Source organism: Sorangium sp. So ce367 (assembly GCF_051520455.1).
GTDB classification, from domain to species: Bacteria; Myxococcota_A; Polyangia; order Polyangiales; family Polyangiaceae; genus Sorangium; species Sorangium cellulosum_B.
Window position 1 is genome coordinate 5,109,696 of the sequence record NZ_CP150334.1, and the last position, 19,844, is coordinate 5,129,539.

A 19,844-nucleotide genomic window follows, 5' to 3' on the forward strand; every position below is an offset into this window, starting at 1 on the left:
GAGGCGAGGACCGGCCGGCGCGCACCCCGCCCGGCGCCGGCAGCTGCCGCGCCGGGCGCAGCGTTCGGGCTGGCAGGCGTCCGCGAGCCTTCGACGGCGGCGCGCCCCGAGCCTACACGCGCGGGAGCGAGCCCCGGTCCGGAGGGGACCGCCGGCCGCCGCGAGGCATCACGGGGTCGCGGTCGAGGGCGCCGGGGTCTTGCGCGTCAGGTAGAAGAAATCGCGCAGGGAGCGCTTGCGGATGTACTCGTCTTCCGAGAACTCGAAGCCGCTCGCCAGCGCGACCGGCGCGAGGGCGCCGCCCTCACCCGGCTCGTAGAGGAGGAACTTCGGGTACGACCAGTTCACGTCGAGCTGCGCCACCGCCGAGGCGCCGGCGTGCTGCATCCCGAGCGCGATGGCGGGCGCCGTCGTGTGATTGCTGATCCCGACGTAGAGGACCTTGCCGTCGCGGTCGAGCCCCACCGCGGAGCGGCGGATCACCGTGTTGCCGTCCAGCGTGGCGCCCCAGTTGCGGACCTGCGGCGCGCGGAGCAGCGGGTGCAGCTCGCCCTCGTCGACCATGCAGCTCGGCGTCTGCCGCCACCACGGCATGTCGCTCTCTCCCGCCGAAAGCCTGGTCCATGGCGCGATCTGCAGCCGCCCGTCGCCGCGCCGCGCGAGCGTGCAGCCCTGGTCCCGGGGGCGCACAAGCGTCACGCCGTCGACCCGCATCCCCCACTGGCCGTGCTCGGTCATGAAGCCGCCGTTGAACGCCGCGAGCAGCCGCCCGTGGTCCGCCTCCGGGATCTTCGCGGGCCGCTCGTAGGGCTTGCCCTCCTCGGTCGTCGCCGCCGGCTCCCGGGAGCCGGCCATGAGGTGCACATCGACCCGCGCGAGATCCACCGCCACGATGAACAGCTCCGCCCAGGAGCGGTTCGGATCCGGGTGGAGCAGCGTCTTGTGGAGGCGCGGCGCGTCGCTCGGATGGGCGCGATCCGCGATGGGCACCCACCGCCCGTCGCCGGGAGCCGACCAGGCCGCGTGCGAGGGGCCGACGTCCGTCGGCCGGAACGCCGCCGCGCCGGCGCCCCCCGCGGCCGGGCTCGGCGTTGCGGCCGCCGATGGCGAGGCGGTCGCGGCGGGGCCCGGCGGCTCGGGCACCTCCCAGTACGTCTTCGGCGGCTCGTCCTTGCGCCAGAGCTGGTGGACGCGATCCTCCAGGGCGTAGGCGGTCTCCTCGAGCGCCGTCACGTTCTCGGCCCCGATCACCGAACGCAGCCCGTTCGCGACGAGCGGGCCCATCCATGGGATGCGGTGCACCGCGATCCATAACCCGGCCCCGGAGAGCATCGGGACGGCGACGGCACCGAGAACCCAGCGCCGAAGCCGGGATCGGGGCAACCGACGTGCGGGGCGCTCCGGAGCGGAGTGCCCGACCTGAGCCGGCGTTTTCGAGGCTTCGGCGGTTTCGGCCATGGCGTGCTGCTCTGCTTCGAAGGGGCGGGAAGACGCTGGAGGTCGCGGGCGACGCGGGGCGACCTGCGAGCGCGAGCGCACGAGAAGCGGGCCCTCCGCTCGGGCGACGGTCTAGCATGGTGCGCCGCGCGCGCGGAGGGCGCTCCGCGCACCGCGAGCGGAGCGGCTCGACTTCCTCACCACGCCGTACTAGAGTCGCCGCCTCGGACTGACCTGGCACGGGTCGCGGTGCTCGGTCGCTGTCATTGGTCCTCGCAGCCCCCGCTCAAGGGGGCGCGAGGCGGCAGCTCTCCGTGATCGAACCCTCTTCGCAAGGAGGGCGCGGTGCCGCGGCGTACTTTCCGCCCTTGCTCAGGAGGGGCTGTGCTCCAGCCCGATTCCAGCCCGATGTCCATGCAATTTGCCGATCTCAAGCTCATCGAACCGCTTCTCCGCGCCATCGACGCCGAGGGGTACAGCGCCCCGACGCCCATCCAGCAGCAGGCCATCCCGCCCATCCTAGAGGGCAACGACCTCCTCGGTTGCGCGCAGACCGGCACGGGCAAGACCGCCGCGTTCGCGCTGCCGATCCTGCAGCGCCTCGCGCAAAGCGGCGGGCCGAGGCAGGGCGGGCTCCGCGTGCTCGTGCTCACCCCGACGCGCGAGCTCGCGGCGCAGGTCGCCGAGAGCTTCACCACGTACGGCAAGAACCTCGGCCTGCGGACCGCGGTCGTCTTCGGCGGGGTGGGGCAGCGCCCCCAGATCGAGGCGCTGCGCCGCGGCGTCGACGTGCTCGTGGCGACGCCGGGCCGGCTGCTCGATCTCTGCTCGCAGGGCATCGCCCCGTTCGGTCGGCTCGACACGCTCGTCCTCGACGAGGCCGATCGGATGCTGGACATGGGGTTCATCCACGACATCCGGCGCGTGCTCGCGATGCTGCCCGAGCGCCGGCAGACGCTCCTGTTCTCTGCGACGATGCCGCCGGACATCCTGAAGCTCGCGAACAGCATCCTGCGCAGCCCGGTGCGCGTCGAGGTCGCGCGGATCGCCACGACGGCCGAGAACATCGACCAGCGGGTGGTCTTCGTCGAGCGGTCCGACAAGCGCGCGATGCTGGAGCACGTGCTCAAGGATCCCGCGCTCCGCCGGGCGATCGTGTTCACCCGCACCAAGCACGGCGCCAACCGCGTGGTCCAGCAGCTCAGCCGTGCGCGCATCGAGGCGGTCGCCATCCACGGGAACAAGTCCCAGGGCGCGCGCGAGCGGGCGCTCGCGAGCTTCAAGCAGGGGACGACGAGCGTGCTCGTCGCGACCGACATCGCGGCGCGCGGCATCGACATCGACGACATCTCGCACGTGATCAACTACGACCTCCCGAACATCCCGGAGAGCTACGTGCACCGCATCGGCCGCACGGCGCGCGCCGGGGCGTCCGGGGTGGCGCTCTCGTTCTGCGACAGCGAGGAGCGCGCCTATCTTGCCGACATCGAGCGCCTCATCCAGAAGCGCCTCCCCCTCCTCGCCGACCCCGGGGTTCCCGCCTTCCAGATCGATCCCAGGCCCGCACCGCAGGCGCAGGGGCAAGCTCGCCCGCAGGCGCAGGGCCGGCCGCAGGGACAGGGCCGTCCACACCCCCAGGGGCAAGCTCGCCCGCAGGGACAGGGCCGGCCGCAGGGACAGGGCCGTCCACACCCCCAGGGGCAAGCTCGCCCGCAGGCGCAGGGCCGGCCGCAGGGACAGGGCCGCCCGCACCCCCAGGGGCAAGCTCGCCCGCAGGCGCAGGCCTCCGCGCAGGCGCAGCCCCCGGCGCGGCCGCAGCCGCGGCACGACACCCCTCGCGTCGATAACTGATCCTCACCGCGCTGCCCGCCGCGCCCGATCCGTCACGCCGCGCATCGCCTGATGCGCGCGGCGTCGCGAGCCCGGCGCTCGTTGGCGCTCGTCGCGCGCCAGCGAGGGTGAGGGCGCCGCGCCGAGGCGCGCAGGTCATCTGCAAGGCGCCCAGGTCGTCTGCAAGGCGCTCAGGTCGCTTGCGACCCGACCATGCCTGAATGACGCACTTCGACATTATCTCGTCGATGTACGGAAACTCTGGCACGATCGCCCTCATGCGCGTTCCCGTCATCGTTGTAAGTCTGCTCACGATCGCTGCCTGCGATCGCGGTGCTCCTTCTTCGAGCTCGTCCACCACGGGCGCCCAGGCCTCCGCCGATCCGGCGCCGATCGCCTCCGCCGCGCCGGTCGCCTCCGCGAGCAGCGCGCCGGTCGAGGCGCCCGACGCCAGCGCCGCTCCCGCGGCGGCCGACACCGCCGATGCCGCGGCGCCCGCGGCGAGCGCGGCGGCGGCCGACGCCGGGCCGCCCGCGGCCGACGACAGCCGCCTCTCGGTGGAAGGGCGCGCCGTCCAGGGAGGGCTCCTGCGCGCCAAGCTGAACGGCAAGCTGCGCCGCATGGCGTTCCCCGGCCATCGCGTGACCGTCAGCGACGAAGGGGAGTTCCTAATCGCCTTCTCACGCAACGCGCCAGCGCAGGAGAAGCTGACCATCACGTTCGACGACGGGCAGGTGCTCGAGAAGATCTTCGACGTGGAGCCTCGCAAGTTCGAGGTCGACAAGGTCGACCACCTGCCGGAGAACATGGTCAAGCTCGACATGGCGACGCGCGTGAAGCTCACGCAGGCCGAGAAGAAGCTCGACGCGCTCCGGAGCAAGTACACGAAGAGGAACTGCTACAAGAACGGCTTCATCTGGCCGTCCAAGGGCCCCATCACCTCGCGGTACGGCCAGCCGCGCCTGCTCAACGGCACGGACGGCGGGATCCACTGGGGCGTGGACATCGCGGTGCCCGTCGGTACGCCGGTGCGCGCGCCTGCCTGCGGCAAGGTCGTGCTCGTCGAGAAGGACCTCCCGCTGAGCGGTCACACCGTGATCATCGATCACGGGCAGGGACTGACCTCCACGTTCATCCATCTGCACGGCTTCGCCGTGAAGGTGAACGACGAGGTCAAGCAGGGGCAGGTCATCGCGACCGTCGGGATGACCGGCCGCACGAACGGACCGCACCTCGACTGGCGCATGAATCTCTTCGAGACACGCGTCGATCCAGAGCTCCTGATCTCCGCCGCGAAGTGACGCACGGCGGGGCAATGTGCCACACGAAGAGCGTTCGTGGCTGAGCTCCCCCGGGCGGAAACGTGGCTCGGGTTCCGCCCTCGAAGCGCCCGGCGCCTCCAGGCGTACGCCCGCCGTTCTTCCTTTCCCGGCCGATGATTGATCGAATGGCCGCCGAGGTCGCCGGGAGGACAAGCTCTCTCCCGCGAGCCGCTGGGCGGCATATCCCTTGCAATTTTCCGGACCGACGAAGGCACTCAATCCGGATATCGATTTTGCAAGGAGTCGGTCATGAAGATGCTGTCGCCTCGAGCTCATGGGTTTGTGGACTATGCGGTTGCGGCCCTGTTCCTGCTGGCCCCGTCGCTGTTCGGCTTCGGCGGGCTCCCCGAGACGCTCTGCTACATCCTGGGCGCCGCGCATCTCGGGATGACGCTGCTCACCGCGTTCCCGCTGGGCGCCGCGAAGCTCATCCCGTTCCCTGTCCACGGAGCGATCGAGGCCACGGTCGCCGTGCTCCTCGTCGCGGCGCCGTGGCTGTTCGGCTTCGATGAGGAGCCCGCCGCGAGGAGCTTCTATCTCGTGTCGGGCGTGGCCGTCGGCCTGGTCTGGCTCGCGACGGACTACCGTTCTTCCTATGCCACGACGACGGCCAGCGCGCGTTACCGGCCGGAGCACCGGTCGTTCTCGTGAGGGTCGTGCGCGTGCGCCTCGCGACCAACCCGGCGGTCGAGGGGGTGGTGGATCGCGCGGATTTGCGGCAAGCTCATGCGTGGCGGGAGGACAGACGCCGTGAGCGACCCGAAGAAGCCGGATCCGATGAGCCTGCGGGTGGGTGACTTCCTCGTGAAGGTGGTGCCCGTCGGTGAGACGAGCGACGCCCTCGATACCGAGGCGAACCGCGAGCGGGCGCAGCGGGCCGAGGAGGACCAGCGGGCGGCCCAGCTCGGCGCGAGCGGCGAGGGGGCAGGGGAGGCCGCGCAGGAGGCGGCGGAGGCAGCCGTGGACGAGGCGATCGAGGAGGCGCGGGCGCGCTTGAAGGGCGCCGGCGAGGACGTGCCGATCTTGGTGTGCGATCCGGTGACCGGAGCGACGTTCACCCTGGAGTGACCGAGGGCGGTACCGTCCGCCCGGTGTCCCTGCGCGCCACGGTTGCGCCCGGTTCCACGGTCCCGCGCGCACCTCGACGGCGACGAAACGGCCTTCCGGCGCATCTTCTCCGAGACTCCCATCCTGAGCGCGCCCGCCTCAGGGGGCCCTGTTTCGACCAGCACGGCAGCGATGGCTGCCGTTATCGTGGATGTTCCTCTGTTTGGTTCGGCCGTCCATCCGCTCCGTCCGAAGCCCTGTCCGCTCCCGTGGAGGAAAACACGGCGCTCCAAGTCTTCAACATTGCTCCGATCCGGTCAGGGAGTTACTCCACTTCCCGCAACGACTGACGCAGGGGAGAGCCATGATGAACATGCCGATGATGCCGATGATGCCGAACATGATGGGCATGATGCCGATGATGGGCATGACGCCGATGATGAGCGGCATGATGCCGAACATGATGGGCGGCATGATGCCGAACATGATGGGCGGCATGATGCCAAACATGATGGGCATGATGCCGAACATGATGGGCGGCATGATGCCAAACATGATGGGCATGATGCCGAACATGATGGGCGGCATGATGCCGAACATGATGGGCATGATGCCGATGATGGGCGGCACGATGCCGAACATGATGGGCATGATGATGCCCGCGATGATGATGCCGAACATGATGGGCATGATGATGCCCGGCATGAAGATGGCGGCCTGAACCGAGGAACGCCGGCGAGCGGCTCAGCCCCGATGGTCGGGAGCGGGCGCTCCGGACCTGCGCAGCGCGACGCCTCCGCTGCGAGGCGTCGTGCAAGGGCGCTCGCCCCGTCCAGTCACGCGCCGGCTGCTTCCTGCGGCTTCGGGTGCTGATCCCGCGATACGAACACCGCCGCTGCCAGGTCCCCCACCACGTTGATCACCGTCCGGCACATGTCGAGGAACCGATCCACCCCGAGGACCAGGCCGAGCCCCTCGGGCGGGATGCCGAGCATCCCGAGGATCATCGCGATGACGGGCAGCGAGCCGGCCGGGATGCCCGCCGTGCCGATCCCCCCGAGCACCGAGATGAGCATCACGGTCGCCTGCTGCCCGAAGCTCAGCGAGACGCCGTAGACCTGGGCCAGGAAAAGCACGGTCACCCCCTCGAACAGCGCCGTCCCGTTCTGGTTCATCGCGGCGCCGGCGGTCAGCACGAAGCGCGCCACGGACGGCGGCAGCTTCAGCTCCTCCTCGGCCACCTTCAGCGCGGTCGGCAGCGTCGCGTTCGACGAGGCGGTCGAGAACGCCGTCACGATCGCCGTCCGGCTCCCGCGAAAGAACGTGACCGGCGACATCCCGCCAAGGAAGCGGACCGAGAGCGAATAGACAACGAACATGTGCAGGCCGAGGCCGAGCAGCACCGTGAGCACGTACGCCGCCAGCTGCTGCATGATGCCGATGCCCATGCGGGACGTGATCGTGAAGAGCAGCGCGCCCACGCCGATCGCCGCGAACCGGAGCACCCCCTCGATGAGCCGCATCGAGACGTCGAACAGCCCCTGGATGCACTCGCGGAGCCGCGTCGCCGCGTCGGTCTGGGTGAGCGACAGGGCGATGCCGAAGAGCAGCGAGAACGTGATCACCGCGAGCACGTCGCCCCCGGCCGCCGCCTTGAAGATGTTGTCCGGCACCATCCCGATGATCATCCCCACCGGCGAGGTGTCGGCCGGCGCGGTCGCCGCCTTGATCCCCCCGCCGCGCGCGAGGCTCCGGACCGCCTCGGGCAGGCCGTCGCCCGGGCGGATCAGGTTCACCAGGACGAGGCCGATCAACACCGCGATGCTCGAGACGACGGCCGTGTAGCCCAGCGTTCGCAGGCCGAGCCGACCGACGTGCTTCAGATCGAGCTCGCAGACGCCCATCACGAGCGCCGAGAACAGGATCGGGAGCACGAGCATGAACAGCAGGCGCAGGAAGATCTGGCCCACCGGGTAGGTGATGTGATCGACGATCCAGGTGAGCGCCGGGTGCCCTGCCGCGACAGCGTTCGCCGTGAGACCGCCCGCTGCCCCGACCGCGACGCCGAGCAGCATCGTTCGATGCGATGACATGGCGCCACCTTACACAAGCCGCGGCGCCGCGATCCGCGGAGTTGATGCCACGCCCTCGGGCCCTCCACGGCCAACGGGGCGTCCTGCGGCCACGGATTGACCTCCGCGTGCGCCGTTCGCGGGCCAAGGGCCGCCTGTCCAAGCCCACGCGGATCCATTAGGCTCCCGGCCGGCAATGCTGAAGCCGGGCGATTCGTTCGAGCGGTACACGATCGAGGCCGCCATCGGGCAGGGGGGGATGGGCTGCGTCTACCGGGCGCACGACGCGCGGCTCGGGCGGCGCGTCGCGGTCAAGGTGATCGCGGGCGGCGCCGTGGACGAGGACGCCGGCGCGCGCCTGCTCCGCGAGGCGCGCGCCGCCGCAGCGCTCGACCACCCGAACGCCGTCTCGATCTTCGACGTCGGCGAGCTCGAGGGGACGCCGTTCATCGTGATGGAGCTCGTCCCGGGACGCACCCTGCGCAGCGCCATCAGCGGCGCCGACGCGCCGGCCTCGACGCGGGTCGCCTGGCTCTCCGACGTCGCCCGCGCGCTCGCGGCGGCGCACCGGCGGGGGCTCGTCCACCGGGACATCAAGCCGGAGAACGTGATGGTCCGGGACGACGGGGTGATCAAGGTGCTCGACTTCGGCATCGCGCGCCGCGCCGCCGGCGACGCCGATCCGAACGCGTCCACCGAGGCCCCTGCGCTGCCGACGCTGACCGCGCTCGGCGTCAAGCTCGGGACGCCGGTCTACATGGCCCCGGAGCAGATCCGCGGCGCCGAGCTCGACGGGCGCGCGGACCAGTTCGCGTGGGGCGTGCTCGCCTTCGAGCTCCTCACCGGCAGGCTGCCCTGGCGCGGCGCCGGCGACATGCTCGCCGTCGTCGCGTCGATCCTCACCGACGAGGCCGACCGCGCCCTGCTCGACGCCGCCGCCGTTCCGCCGGCGGTGAGCGCGGTCGTGCTGCGCGCGCTGTCGAAGCGCCCCGACGATCGGTTCGCGTCCATGGACGAGCTCCTGCGCGCGCTAGAGGCGGCCGGGAGAGGCGAGGCGCCCGCCGCGCCTGCAGCCGCGACGTCCGCGCCGCCCGCGCAGGCGCCCGGCGTGAAGGGCAGCGAGGCGCCTCGCGGCGGCGAGACCGCGGCGCAGCGGTTCTCGACCGAGGAGGTCCGCGACGTCCTCGCGCAGGCGATCGAGCGCCAGGCATCCGCCGACGGAGGCGAGGCGCGCGCCCAGCGGGGCGACGCGCGCCTCGGCTTCGACGACCTGCTCGCCGCGGCGGAGGAGGTGGGCGTGGGCCCCGAGGCGCTGCGCGAGGCGAGCCGCGCGCTTCGCGCGCGCGAGCGCGACGGCGTGGAGCGGAGGTCGAGCGCGGCGACCGCCGCCGAGCGCGCCGCGTGGCTCCGGCGCAAGCGCCGCGATTTCTACCGGCACCTCGGCGTCTACCTCATCGTCAACGCGGCGCTCCTCACGCTCGCCTTTCTGCTCGGCGTCGTGCTCTGGGCGGCGATCATCCCGCTGGGCTGGGCCATCGGGGTCGCCATCCACGGGCTTGTCGCGTTCACCGCGCACGAGGACGACTGGGCCGAGGAGGCCGAGCGCATGCAGTGGTGGCACGAGCACCATCGCCGCAGGCACGAGGTGGCCATGGCGAGGGCGATCGGCAAGGACTGGCGCCTTGCGGCGGCCCCGCGCCAGCGCATCGGCGCGGCGGAGGAGGGGGACCGTCGGGGCAAGCTGCGCGTCGAGACGGACACCGCGCGCTCCACGGCGGAACGGGCGGAGCGGGCGGAAGAAGAGGCCTCGGTCGCGGTGAACGAGCCCCAGCGGCGGCGGCGCTGACGTGGGAGCCGCGCCGCCCACGGCCTGACAAGGCGCCGGGCCGGCATGCGCTAAGCTCGCGGTCCTTCGGAGGCTCCATGTCCCAGCTGAACTTCATCGCCCGCTCGCTCGCGCCGGTCCAGGCGCTCCCGTCCTTCCTGCGCACGCGCGCGCAGACCGTGCTGTTCCGGCGCCTCGTGCCGTTCACCGGGACCGCCGGGATCCAGTTCGACGAGGTGAGCTCGGATCGGGTGGCACTGCGGCTCGCCAACGGTCCCAGGGTGCGGAACCACATCGGCGGGGTGCACGCCGCCGCGGCGGGGCTCCTGGCCGAGACGGCGACCGGCTTCGTCGTCGCAGTCAACCTGCCGGACGACAAGCTGCCGCTCCTGCGCAGCATGAAGATCGACTACAAACGCCGCGCCCAAGGCGGCCTCCGCGCGGTCGCGACCCTCACGCCCGAGCAGCGCCAGTCCTTCCTGGACCAGCCGAAAGGGGACGTGGCGGTCGCCGTCACGGTAACGGACGAGAGCGGCGCATCGCCGATGGAGTGCGAGTTCGTCTGGGCCTGGGTGACCAAGGGGGTGTGACGCCGCCGCATTCGCGCGGCGCGGGCCCGCGTAGGCCACCTCCAGGACCCGGCCTGCGAGCGCGCGGGCGCAGGCCGCTGCGCGTTGCGCGGCCCTCAGAGCGTCAGGATCTCGCAGCCGCCCCGCGTGACGAGCACGGTGTGCTCGAACTGCGCCGAGAGGCTGCCGTCCTCCGTGACCATGGTCCACCCGTCGTCGAGCGTGCGGATGCGGTGCGAGCCCAGGTTGACCATCGGCTCGATCGTGATGGCCATCCCGGCGCGGAGCCGCATGCCCGACCCGCGCACCCCCGTGTGCGCGACGTGCGGCGGCAGGTGCATCCTCCGTCCGATGCCGTGCCCGCCGACCTCGCGGACCACGCCGCACCCCTCCGCGCGCGCGATCTCCTCGATCGCCGCGCCGATGTCGCCGAGCCGCGCCCCGTCGCGCACGACCGCGATGCCGGCGTCCCGGCAGCGCCTGGCGACGTCCACCACATGCAGCGCCTCGGGGCTCGGCTCCCCGATGAAGAACGTCGCGGAGGTGTCGCCGTGGTAGCCGTCGAGCTCCGTGGTCACGTCGACGTTCACGATGTCGCCCGGCAGGAGCACCTCGTCGCGCCGCGGGATGCCGTGGCACACGACGTGGTTCCGGCTCGTGCACACCGCCGCAGGGAAGCCCTTGTAGCCGAGCTGACTCGGGCGGCCGCCGCGCCGCGCCGTGTCCTCGCGCACCCACTGATCGATGTCCGCCGTCGTCACGAAGGGCTGGAGCCGCGCCCCGACGGCCGAGAGCGTCGCCGCCGCCGCGCGCCCTGCGCGCCGCATCGCCTCCCACGCGTGAGGCCTGAGGATGTCCACGTTCATGCGAGGCGTATGCGCGGGCAGCGAGCGGCCATCCAATACCGTTTTGATCTCGGGCCCTCGCGCGCGGCTCCCCGCGCGCGGGGTTCGGGCTAGAATCGGCCGCGTGAGCCTCTCGCAGATCCGTTACTTCATCGCCGTCGCCGAGGAGGGCCACGTCGGCCGCGCCGCGCGCCGGCTCCACATCGCGCAGCCGCCGCTCAGCCGGCAGATCCGCGGCCTGGAGGACGAGCTCGGCGCGCAGCTGTTCGAGCGCACCGCGCGCGGCATGCGGCTCCTGCCGGCCGGCGCGGCGTTCCTCGACCACGCCCGCACCATCGTCGCCCAGGTCGACGCGGCCGTCGCCGATGTGCGCGGCTACGGCGCCGCGCCTCCCCCCGGCGATCTCGACGCCGGCCACCGCCAGCGCGCCGACCTGGGGTAGGGTGCCTCGCGTGGAACCAGGGGAACGGCATGGGCTACGACGCTGAGCTCGCGCTGGCCGTCGACGCGGCGCGCCGCGCGGGCGCGCTCCTCCGCGCGGAGTTCCACCGCCCGGGCGGCCCACGCGGCGCCGGGACGAGCGCCGACGTCGACGTGGAGGTCGAGCTCCTGCTGCGCGACGCGCTCACCCGGGCCACCCCGTACGCGTTCCTCGGGGAAGAGACCGGCGCCCTGGACGGCGTGGACCCGTCGCACCGCTGGGTCGTCGATCCGCACGACGGCACCGCGTCCTTCCTGCACGGCTACCGCGGCGCCTCGGTCTCCATCGGCCTCCTCCGCGAGGGCACCCCGGTGCTGGGCGTCGTCTTCGCGTACGCCTACCCCGACGACGACGGTGATCTCATCGCCTGGGCCGAGGGCGCCGGGCCGATCCGGCGCAACGGCGCCGCCGTCTCGACGTCGCTCGCCGGCGGCGCGCTCGATCGCTACGCCGTCGTGCTGCTGTCGCAGTCGGCGGACTACCTCCCGGCCCGCAACGCCCGCTGCGTCGCCCCCGCGCGGTTCCTCGCCCTCCCGAGCCTCGCCTACCGGCTCGCCCTGGCCGCGGCCGGCGAGGGCGTCGCCGCGGTCTCGCTCAGCCGGCCCCGCAGCTGGGACTACGCCGCCGGGCACGCGCTCGTGCGCGCCGCGGGCGGCGAGCTCGTCGACGACGACGGCGCGCCCATCGCGTACACGGCGCAGGGCGACGGCGAGGTCTGCCGCCTCTTCGGCGGCGCCCCCGCGGTCGTGCGCGAGCTCGCGCGCCGCCCGTGGAACGCCGTCATCCACGGCCGCATCCCGCCGCCGCAGGGCACGTACGGGCTCCTGCGCCCCTCGCGCAGCCTGCTCGTCGAGGGCGCTGGCACGCTCGCGCGCGCGCAGGGCTGCCTGCTCGGCCAGCTCGCGGGCGACGCGCTCGGCGCGCTCGTCGAGTTCCGCACCGCGGAGGCGATCGCGCCGCTCTACCCGGACGGCGTCCGCGACCTCGCCGACGGCGGGACGTGGGGCACGCTGGCCGGGCAGCCGACGGACGACTCCGAGATGGCGCTCATGCTCGCGCGCTCGATCGTCCGCAAGCGCGGCTTCGTCGCGGAGGCCGCGCTCGACGCCTACGTGCACTGGTACGGCTCCGGCCCGTTCGACATCGGCAACACCACGGCGGCCGCGCTCAGGGCCGCCGCGGGCGCGCCGCTGCCCGGCGCGCGCCGCGAGCGCGCCCGCGCCGCCGCGAGCCTGACCAGCGAGGCGAACGGCTCGGTGATGCGCGCGGCGCCGCTCGGCGTCCTCGGCGCGGGCCGCCCGCGGGAGGCCGCGGCCTGGGCGCGCGACGACAGCGCGCTCACGCACCCCCACCCGGTCTGCTGCACCGCCTCCGCCGCGTTCGTCGCGGCCATCGCCGCGGCGGTGGGCGGCGCCGGCGTCGAGGGCGCCTGCGCCGCCGCCCTCGACGAGGCGGAGCGCAGCGGCGAGCGCGCGGTCGTCGCCGCGCTCACGGCCGCGCGCGACGCCCCGCCCCGGAGCTTCTCGCACCAGGCCGGCTGGGTCCTCATCGCCCTGCAGAACGCCTTCTACCAGCTCCTCCACGCGCCCTCGCTCGAGCGGGGCCTCGTCGACACGGTGATGGCCGGCGGCGACACCGACACGAACGCCGCGATCGCCGGCGCGCTGCTCGGCGCGGCGCACGGCCGGGACGCCATCCCGGACCGTTTCCGCCGCCTCGTGCTCAGCTGCCGCCCGCTCCCCGAGGCAGGGGCGAAGCACCGGCGTCCACCCGAGCTCTGGCCGGTCGACGCGATGCTCCTCGCCGAGGCGCTCCTCGCCTCGGGCCGTTAGGATCGCGCCTCGACCTCGCCGGCGCTTCATCGTTCTTCGGCGCTGCGTGTGGCGCTTCTGACCAAGCGTCCTGCATGAGCATGAGCGGGGGAGGACGGGTCACTCCACGCTGCGCAGCCACCGCCCCGCGAACGCCACCTCATCGGCGACCGCAAGCACGGCCTCCTCCCCTCCGGCCTGGCGAAAGACGCGCGCGAGCTGTGCCACACTTGCCCATCCCTGGAAGACGCCTGCCAGCGACGGAATCCCTGAGGCGTCGAACAGGCTCGTCGAGGCCAGCCGTGCCGCCTCTGCAGGGCTCATCCACGGCGCAGCCTCGCAGAGATCGCCGAGCACATCGGCGTCTGCGCCTGCTGCCTCGAAGGCGAGCACCGCACGTCGGGCCGCCTCGGCGCGCATCGCTTCAGGAAGCGCCTTTACAAGCCGCGCCAGCGCGACGGCCCGAACGTAGCTCCCGGAGGGCTCGACGCAGTCCCCTGCGATGCGCAAAGCCGCTTCCGCCCCCAGGAGCGCGACCGAAGCGGAAGGGTGCTCTTTGATCAAATTGCATCGCTCCTCCGGGGCGAGATCCTCGAAGAGGGCCTGGACCTCCTCCGCCGGCCGCCGCCCCGCAGGGAGCCTCTCGCCGAGGCGAAGCAGCGCGTCCGCCCGGTACCCTGCGCTGCTCGCCGCCCATCGCAGCACGAGCGCGCGGGCGTCGGCCTCTCGCCCGAGCGAGACGAGCCTCGCCCCGAGAGCGTGCACTGGCCAGACCGGGACCTCCTCGAGTGCCCTCTCCAGGAGAGCGTCGGACAGATAAGGCGCCACCGCCTCTGCCTCCTTCTTGCTCTCGAAGCACCAAGGCGTCCAGAGCCGTTCGATCTCCTGGACAGCGTGAACTTTCGCCTCTTTCGGCAGGTCCGCAAGCAACCGGGCGAGGACGCGAATTCGCTGAGGCGCTGGCAGGGAACGCGAAGCTCGCTCCAGCGCGACGGCGGAAGCCTCGCTGACTCCGGGCTCAGGCACGATCGCGGGCGGCACCCCTCCCGCGCGCGCGATGGCTTCCGCGGCGACCTCCTGGGCTTCCTCTTCGGGAAGCAGGCCCGCCGCCACGACGAGCGCCCGGGGCGCATCTTCCCCGTCCGACTGGCGCGCAGCTTCCAGCGCGGCGCGCGCATACCGGGTGCGCCTCTCGCCCTCCGCCGCCTCGGCCATGGCGATCAGCGCCGAGGCGCTCGACCACCGCGCGCCCGTGCGATCGGCGATCTCGAGCGCTCGCTCGCGGACCCCGGCTTGGGCGGACAGTGAGACCTCCGCGGCGAGGGCAAGCAATGCCAGCGCGCGCGCTGCGTCCGCATCGGGCGGTGAAGTCGCGACGTCTGCATCGGGGCTCTCCCACGGCTCCGTGTCTCCCAGCGTCGCCACCGCGCCCTGCGCTGCCGCGCAGCGGACGAGCGCCGCGGCGAGGGGGGGAGGCAGGGACCTGCAATGCTCCACCTCCTCTCCTATTCGATCGCGCAGGCGGCGGAGATCTGTGAGGGCATACGTGAGCGCCTCGGCAGAGTTACCCGCTACCCAACCCGGCTCGGCAAACGCGAGCATCGAAGCGATGGGAGCGCCGCCGAGCGCGAGATGTGCGCTCGCATAGCGGCGGAAGTAGGCCGGCCGACGGCCGGCGGGCTCCGCTGTCCATCGCGCGATCGCGCCGCGGAAACGCGCCTCGATCGCCTCCTCCCGACCGGCGCTCCTCTGCTGCCACGCGACCCGCAGCGCCTCGTGCTGGAATCGCACCGCGCGCACCGGCCCATCCCGGCGCAAGATCCGCTCGAGGATCGATCCGCACACGAGCAGGTGACCGCGCACGGCAAGGTCGTCGATCTTCAGGAGCACCGCGACATCCTCTGCATCGAGCGGCGCGAGCGCGCGGGCCAGCACGGAGAGCATCTCCAGCGCGACCTTTCCTCCCCGGAGGAGTCGGAGCTCACGCTCGACTTGCGTGGCGAGCGCCTCCGGTCCGCCGTTGCCCCCTGCAGCTGCCCAGCTCGGAATGCCTCGGCGCTCCGCTGCCGCGGGGGAAGGCGGCGCAACCTCGACGAAAAACGCATCACCGGCCTTCCATCCGAGCCGCTCCCTCCAGGCGTGCGCGTCGCCCTCGCCGCCGGAGATGGAGACCAGACATCGAACGCGCTTTCCGAGCTCTCGAAGCGTCGATATCCCCGCGGCACGAGGCCAGTCGACGCACTCGTCGAGCCCATCGAGCACGAGGAGCACCTCGGGCTCGTCCTCTTCCTGGCCGTTGGCCAGCCTGTTCCGGAGCTCCGAACGCAACTTCAGGACGTCCCGCGGAGGGCGCAGCACGTCGTCACCGAGCTGCTCCAGGAGCGACGCGAGGATCTCGGGCTCGGAGGCGAAGCGGCTCGCTCGTCCGACCTGCACCGCGGCGGTGCGCACCCCGACACGCTCGCTCGCTTCGGCGACGAGCTGCATACACAGCGCCGTTTTGCCGGCTCCCGGCGGACCGTGCAGCAGGCAGGCGGAGCCCGGAGCAACGCGCCATCGCTCGATCGCTTCACGAGCGCGCTCTTCCCCCTCGGTCCAAGAGACGACCTCGGGCGATCTTTTCTTTTCCTCACGATGCATTCGCACCTCGGTGGGGGACGCTCGCCGCCTGTTCTAGGCCCTGTAGACGCCGTATTGGCCCTTCTTGCCCTTCATCCCGACGACGTGCTCTTGAATGCCGAGCCTTTCGAACATCGCTCCGCATCTCTCGCACGGGTCGACCCGCTTCCGCATCTTCGCGCTGTCGTACGTCTCGATCGAGAGCCCTTCGTCCTGGAACTTCTTTTTGATGCGCCGGTTCACCTCGGCGTCGACCTGTTCGGGGGTCATGCGATCCTGAACGCGCACCTTCTTCTGCTCTTTCACCACGTCTCTTCGGATGTTCTCCCCCATGACCGTCAAGACCTGCGCCTCCGCGCACGGCTTGTCGCTGATGTGGCCGGCGGGCGTCACCTTGCCTCCCTCGCCGGGGTTCCTCCCCACATACGGCTTCGTACTGGTATCTTCATCCACGTACGTAAGGACGTTGCCGTCCTTGTCGAGGATGCGGGAATAGATGAGCCCATCGGGATCGACGATGGTCCACGGCTGGTTGCGCGCGTACCAGTAGGCGTTCAGCTCGCCGTCGATCTCTGCGGGATCGGGCGAGATGTACCTCCCGAGATCTGGATCGTAGTAACGGTGCCTGTTGTAGAAGAGCCCCGTCTCCACGTCCTCGTACTGCCCCAGGAAGCGAACCTGTGTCGGCGCGCTGCCTCCGGCTTCGGACGTCACCTTCCCCCATGCCGTGCGGAACAGCTCGCCCGCGACCTCACCTTTCCCATCGACGAGGCGCTCCGGATAGCCCGTCATGGCTTCGTTCAAATAGAAGAGCCATGGCCCCGCTACCGATGCCTCCCCGGTGTGCCTCGTGTCGCGGTGAGCCCACGGAGCCCCGCTTTCATCGAAGCAGTAGGTGCGCTCCTCGATCTCCCCGTCGGGGATCCCCGCGATCTCGTGGGCGAGGGTCATCGCGTCCCAGCAGAAGCGCGTCGCGCGCAGGAGGCGCACCTCACCGCTCTCTCCCTTCTGCCGCACGGTCTTCTTCATCCTCCGCGCAAACGCGTCGTACATGAACTCAACCGTCGTCCCGTCTGGCCCCTCGATCTTCGAGAGCATTCCGCTCGCCGACCAAGCATAACGTGTCACGTGGTCGTCCCCGGCGGCCCCTCGCGCCCTTTTCTCGATCAGCCGGCCCTGCTCGTCGTAGAGGAAGCGGGTGGAGCCCTTGGTTTCCAGCCGGCCCCCGCTCTCGTAACGGCGCACCTCCGCCCCTTCGGCGTGCTCGTGGAGGTTTCCGGCGGCATCATAGCGGAAGCGCTCGACAGCATGGGGCCGCCTGGCCGCGAGCCCATCGCGCGCTTCCTCGGGGATCACGGCCAGCAGTTGGCCGAGCGCATCGTGTTCGAAGCGCTTGTGTCCGAAGTGCGCATCCCACACGGCTGCGAGATGCCCCGCCGAGGTATATTGAAACGCCTGATCCACGGTCACGTTGGGCATATGGGGCCCCACCCACTCCGGCTCGCCTGGACGCAATGCGAGCGAGCTAGATGAGGACCACACCCGCCGTGCAACGAGCCTGCCGCTCGCATCGTACCGCGCGCCGATGCGGCCTCCGCCCGGCAGGTGGGTCTCGACCGGGAGTCCCAGTTCGTCCTGGCGCGAAAAGATCTCGTCGCGGCCGTCGAGCCGCGTGCGCGTACAGCGCCCGGCCTCATCAAAGGCCCACTCTACCGCATGACCTCGGGACGTCGCCCTCCGAAGTGCAGTCCCGACCCGATCGCAGGTCACCTCAACCTGAAACGCCTCGCCGTCCACGACCTGCTTCTCCCCGATCACCCATCCGACCGCGTTGCGTCGCAGCTCGACCGTACAGCCGCTCCCCTCCGCCAGGATCACCTCGCCACGGCCGTTGTATGAGAAGTGCTCCTCGGCTCCGTCGTCGTAGATTTTCTTCACCACGCGTCCGGCGAGATCGCGCTGGAGCTCTGTCGTTTCGCTTCCACGGCGGATCAGGAGGACGCGCCCGAGCGCGTCGCGTTGATAGCGAATCTCCCGGCCATCGAACGTCCTCTCCGCGATCGGGAGGCCGAGAGCGCCGACCTCGATCGAGTACACCTCGCCTTTTGCATTGCGGATCTCGACGAGGCGTTCCTCGCGGTCGTACCGGAGCTGAATGACGCTCCCGTCTGGCAGGATGGCGTCCGCCAGCGAGCCGGTGCCTCCGCGCACGAGGCGGGTCGTCCGGCCGTCGGCATCTGTCACGCAGATGAGGTTGTCGTCGCCATCGTAGTCGTAGCGCGTGACAGCGCCGTTCGGTTCGCGCACCGCGAGGAGCAGCCCCTTGTTGCTGTAGGAGAACTCGGTGACGCTTCCGCTCTCGTCGCGCTCCGCCGTCCGCCTCCCGAGCTCGTCGTACGCGGCCGTCCAGCGCGTGCCGGAGGCGCGGACTACCTCGACGAGATTGCCGTGTTCATCGTGACGGTAACGCGTCTGATGCCCCGTCGGAGCCACGGTCGCTTCCATGAGGCCGCGAGCGTCGAAGCGGACCTCGAAGGTCGCGCCGATCGGATCGGTCCAGAAGATCGCTCGCTCGGCGTACGCCACCTCCGTCACGCTGCCTTCCGGATCGGTGATCTTGCGGATATCGCCGTTCCGCAGCCGCTCGATCACCGTCACGTTCCCGAGCGGGTCCACGATTCGCGTCTCGTTCCCGAAGACATCGCGCGTCCAGCAGGTCGTCGCTCCGAGTGGATCGGTGAACGAGCGCAGGTGGCCCCGCTCGTCATACGTGCGCGTATACACGCTTCCGGCTGTGATGGCCTTGTCGACCTTTCCGTGCTCATTGCCGAAGTAACGGTGAAATGTGACCGAGTCGGTGGCCTCCGAGTAGCCATCGGGATAGAAGTCGAGTCGAACGTGGTGCATGCCCTTCGCGGGCGTCTTGCCATCTGACAGAAGCGCCGGGACAGAGGCGGTCGAGGCACGGGTCGCCCGCGCCGGGGTAGTCTGCCCATGTCTCGACGCACCGTCCGGCGGGATCGTATCGGTAGTGGAACGTCAGCCCGGTCGGCCTCTGCTGTGAGACGAGCCGGTGCTCGTCGTCGTAGCCGTACTTCGTGGTGTTTCCATCCGCATCGGTCACTGCAACGAGATCGCCTGCTTGGTCATGCTGGTAGCGCACGAAGACGAGCGAACGCCCCACGGACGCGCGGCTCACGAACTCGATCTGGCCGATACGTCCCGCGGACGCCGGTCGAATCCGTAGTACGCGCCCCACGCTGTCGGTGACCTGGGCCAGGCGACCTTCACTATAGGTGAGGGCGATTCGGTTGTTGAATGCATCTACCTGCGCGGCGAGGCGGAAGCGATGCTGCGTATGGTCGCCCGGATCCGGCTCGAACAGCAGGCGATCTCCGTCCGGAAAATCGAGGGAAAAGCCGTCGCCCTCCTTGTGGAGGACCCAGCCATGCGGGCCGAGGACGCCAGCGTCCCGCGGAACGAGTCCGAATTCCTCCTCGTTGCCGTCGGCCGTGACGACGATGGTGGTCCGCCGGCGAAGCTCGATCGCCCATGCGAGGCTGTGGGTCCATCCGAAGCCGAGCCCGACGTCCCGCCCACGCGCCTGGCTGCCGTACGACCGAACGATCTGGAGAGGAAGGGGACCCGGGATGTCGACGTCCGTCTCGGGGACGGTGAACACGCGGCCTGTGACCACATCGACCGGGTCGCCCTGGGCGATCTTTCCGCTTCCGCGGCCGCCATGGTGGTTCGGGCAACCGCCGCCATCTTTCCCTGCACCGCAGGCGTTTTTTCCACCGCCCTTCGCCTTGTCGCCGCCGTTCTTGCCGCTGGCCCCCTGTCCTCGCGCCTTGCCACGGCCTGAGGCTCCGCCGCGCCCACCGACGACGGCGCCTCCTCCCATGATAAATACCCCCGGGTTCATGCCAGGAATCGCCGGAATGTTCGGGACAGGGGCGGTGCGGGCCATGACGGCAACGCTGCCA

The 19,844-nt window shown here is 71.1% G+C and carries 15 protein-coding genes; 9 read left to right on the top strand and 6 right to left on the bottom strand.

Annotated features, from left to right (window positions below):
* Positions 1 to 168: 168 nt before the first annotated feature.
* On the bottom strand, positions 169 to 1,302 hold the full coding sequence (locus tag WME97_RS19460; RefSeq protein WP_437553786.1) for a hypothetical protein: 1,134 nt from the start codon (positions 1,300 to 1,302) through the stop codon (positions 169 to 171).
* Between the two features lie 549 nt (positions 1,303 to 1,851).
* On the opposite strand from WME97_RS19460, the gene WME97_RS19465 reads away from it, so the two are divergent.
* From WME97_RS19465 to WME97_RS19485, 5 genes are all read left to right on the top strand, one after another.
* A complete protein-coding gene (locus WME97_RS19465) occupies positions 1,852 to 3,288 on the top strand; it encodes a DEAD/DEAH box helicase (RefSeq protein WP_437553788.1) in 1,437 nt (478 codons plus the stop codon).
* Positions 3,289 to 3,545: 257 nt separating this feature from the next.
* Positions 3,546 to 4,568, top strand: a complete 1,023-nt coding sequence (locus WME97_RS19470) for a M23 family metallopeptidase (RefSeq protein WP_437553790.1) — start codon at positions 3,546 to 3,548, stop codon at positions 4,566 to 4,568.
* Between the two features lie 270 nt (positions 4,569 to 4,838).
* Positions 4,839 to 5,240: an SPW repeat domain-containing protein gene (locus WME97_RS19475; RefSeq protein ID WP_012236164.1), complete on the top strand. Its 402-nt coding sequence runs from the start codon at positions 4,839 to 4,841 to the stop codon at positions 5,238 to 5,240.
* 99 nt (positions 5,241 to 5,339) lie between these two features.
* Positions 5,340 to 5,657, top strand: a complete 318-nt coding sequence (locus WME97_RS19480; RefSeq protein ID WP_437553792.1) for a hypothetical protein — start codon at positions 5,340 to 5,342, stop codon at positions 5,655 to 5,657.
* Positions 5,658 to 6,000: 343 nt separating this feature from the next.
* A complete protein-coding gene (locus WME97_RS19485; RefSeq protein ID WP_437553794.1) occupies positions 6,001 to 6,357 on the top strand; it encodes a hypothetical protein in 357 nt (118 codons plus the stop codon).
* A 115-nt stretch (positions 6,358 to 6,472) separates the two neighbouring features.
* Here the strand turns inward: WME97_RS19485 and WME97_RS19490 are convergent, their stop codons facing one another.
* Positions 6,473 to 7,729 carry a dicarboxylate/amino acid:cation symporter gene (locus tag WME97_RS19490; protein WP_437553795.1) on the bottom strand — a complete coding sequence of 419 codons (1,257 nt, stop codon included), beginning with the start codon at positions 7,727 to 7,729 and terminating at the stop codon, positions 6,473 to 6,475.
* Positions 7,730 to 7,904: 175 nt separating this feature from the next.
* On the opposite strand from WME97_RS19490, the gene WME97_RS19495 reads away from it, so the two are divergent.
* On the top strand, positions 7,905 to 9,554 hold the full coding sequence (locus tag WME97_RS19495) for a protein kinase domain-containing protein (RefSeq protein ID WP_437553797.1): 1,650 nt from the start codon (positions 7,905 to 7,907) through the stop codon (positions 9,552 to 9,554).
* A 77-nt stretch (positions 9,555 to 9,631) separates the two neighbouring features.
* Positions 9,632 to 10,123, top strand: coding sequence for a hotdog fold domain-containing protein (locus WME97_RS19500; RefSeq protein ID WP_437553799.1), 492 nt, complete (start codon positions 9,632 to 9,634; stop codon positions 10,121 to 10,123).
* Between the two features lie 95 nt (positions 10,124 to 10,218).
* On the opposite strand, the gene map is transcribed toward WME97_RS19500, so the two are convergent.
* Positions 10,219 to 10,968 carry a type I methionyl aminopeptidase gene (gene map / locus WME97_RS19505; RefSeq protein WP_437553801.1) on the bottom strand — a complete coding sequence of 250 codons (750 nt, stop codon included), beginning with the start codon at positions 10,966 to 10,968 and terminating at the stop codon, positions 10,219 to 10,221.
* Positions 10,969 to 11,071: 103 nt separating this feature from the next.
* Between map and WME97_RS19510 the strand changes: the two genes are divergently transcribed.
* Together WME97_RS19510 and WME97_RS19515 are read left to right on the top strand one after the other, a co-directional pair.
* Positions 11,072 to 11,389, top strand: coding sequence for a LysR family transcriptional regulator (locus WME97_RS19510; protein ID WP_012236172.1), 318 nt, complete (start codon positions 11,072 to 11,074; stop codon positions 11,387 to 11,389).
* A 29-nt stretch (positions 11,390 to 11,418) separates the two neighbouring features.
* A complete protein-coding gene (locus tag WME97_RS19515) occupies positions 11,419 to 13,260 on the top strand; it encodes an inositol monophosphatase family protein (protein ID WP_437553803.1) in 1,842 nt (613 codons plus the stop codon).
* Between the two features lie 99 nt (positions 13,261 to 13,359).
* Here the strand turns inward: WME97_RS19515 and WME97_RS19520 are convergent, their stop codons facing one another.
* The 3 genes from WME97_RS19520 to WME97_RS19530 are packed head-to-tail and all read right to left on the bottom strand — an operon-like array spanning position 13,360 to position 19,828.
* Entirely contained in the window at positions 13,360 to 15,879 is a 2,520-nt protein-coding gene (locus WME97_RS19520; protein WP_437553805.1) for an AAA family ATPase, read from the bottom strand.
* A gap of 33 nt (positions 15,880 to 15,912) precedes the next feature.
* Entirely contained in the window at positions 15,913 to 18,765 is a 2,853-nt protein-coding gene (locus tag WME97_RS19525; RefSeq protein ID WP_437553806.1) for an RHS repeat-associated core domain-containing protein, read from the bottom strand.
* Positions 18,680 to 19,828, bottom strand: coding sequence for a DUF6531 domain-containing protein (locus tag WME97_RS19530; RefSeq protein WP_437553808.1), 1,149 nt, complete (start codon positions 19,826 to 19,828; stop codon positions 18,680 to 18,682). The genes WME97_RS19525 and WME97_RS19530 overlap by 86 nt, the downstream gene beginning before the upstream one ends.
* Positions 19,829 to 19,844 lie beyond the last annotated feature (16 nt).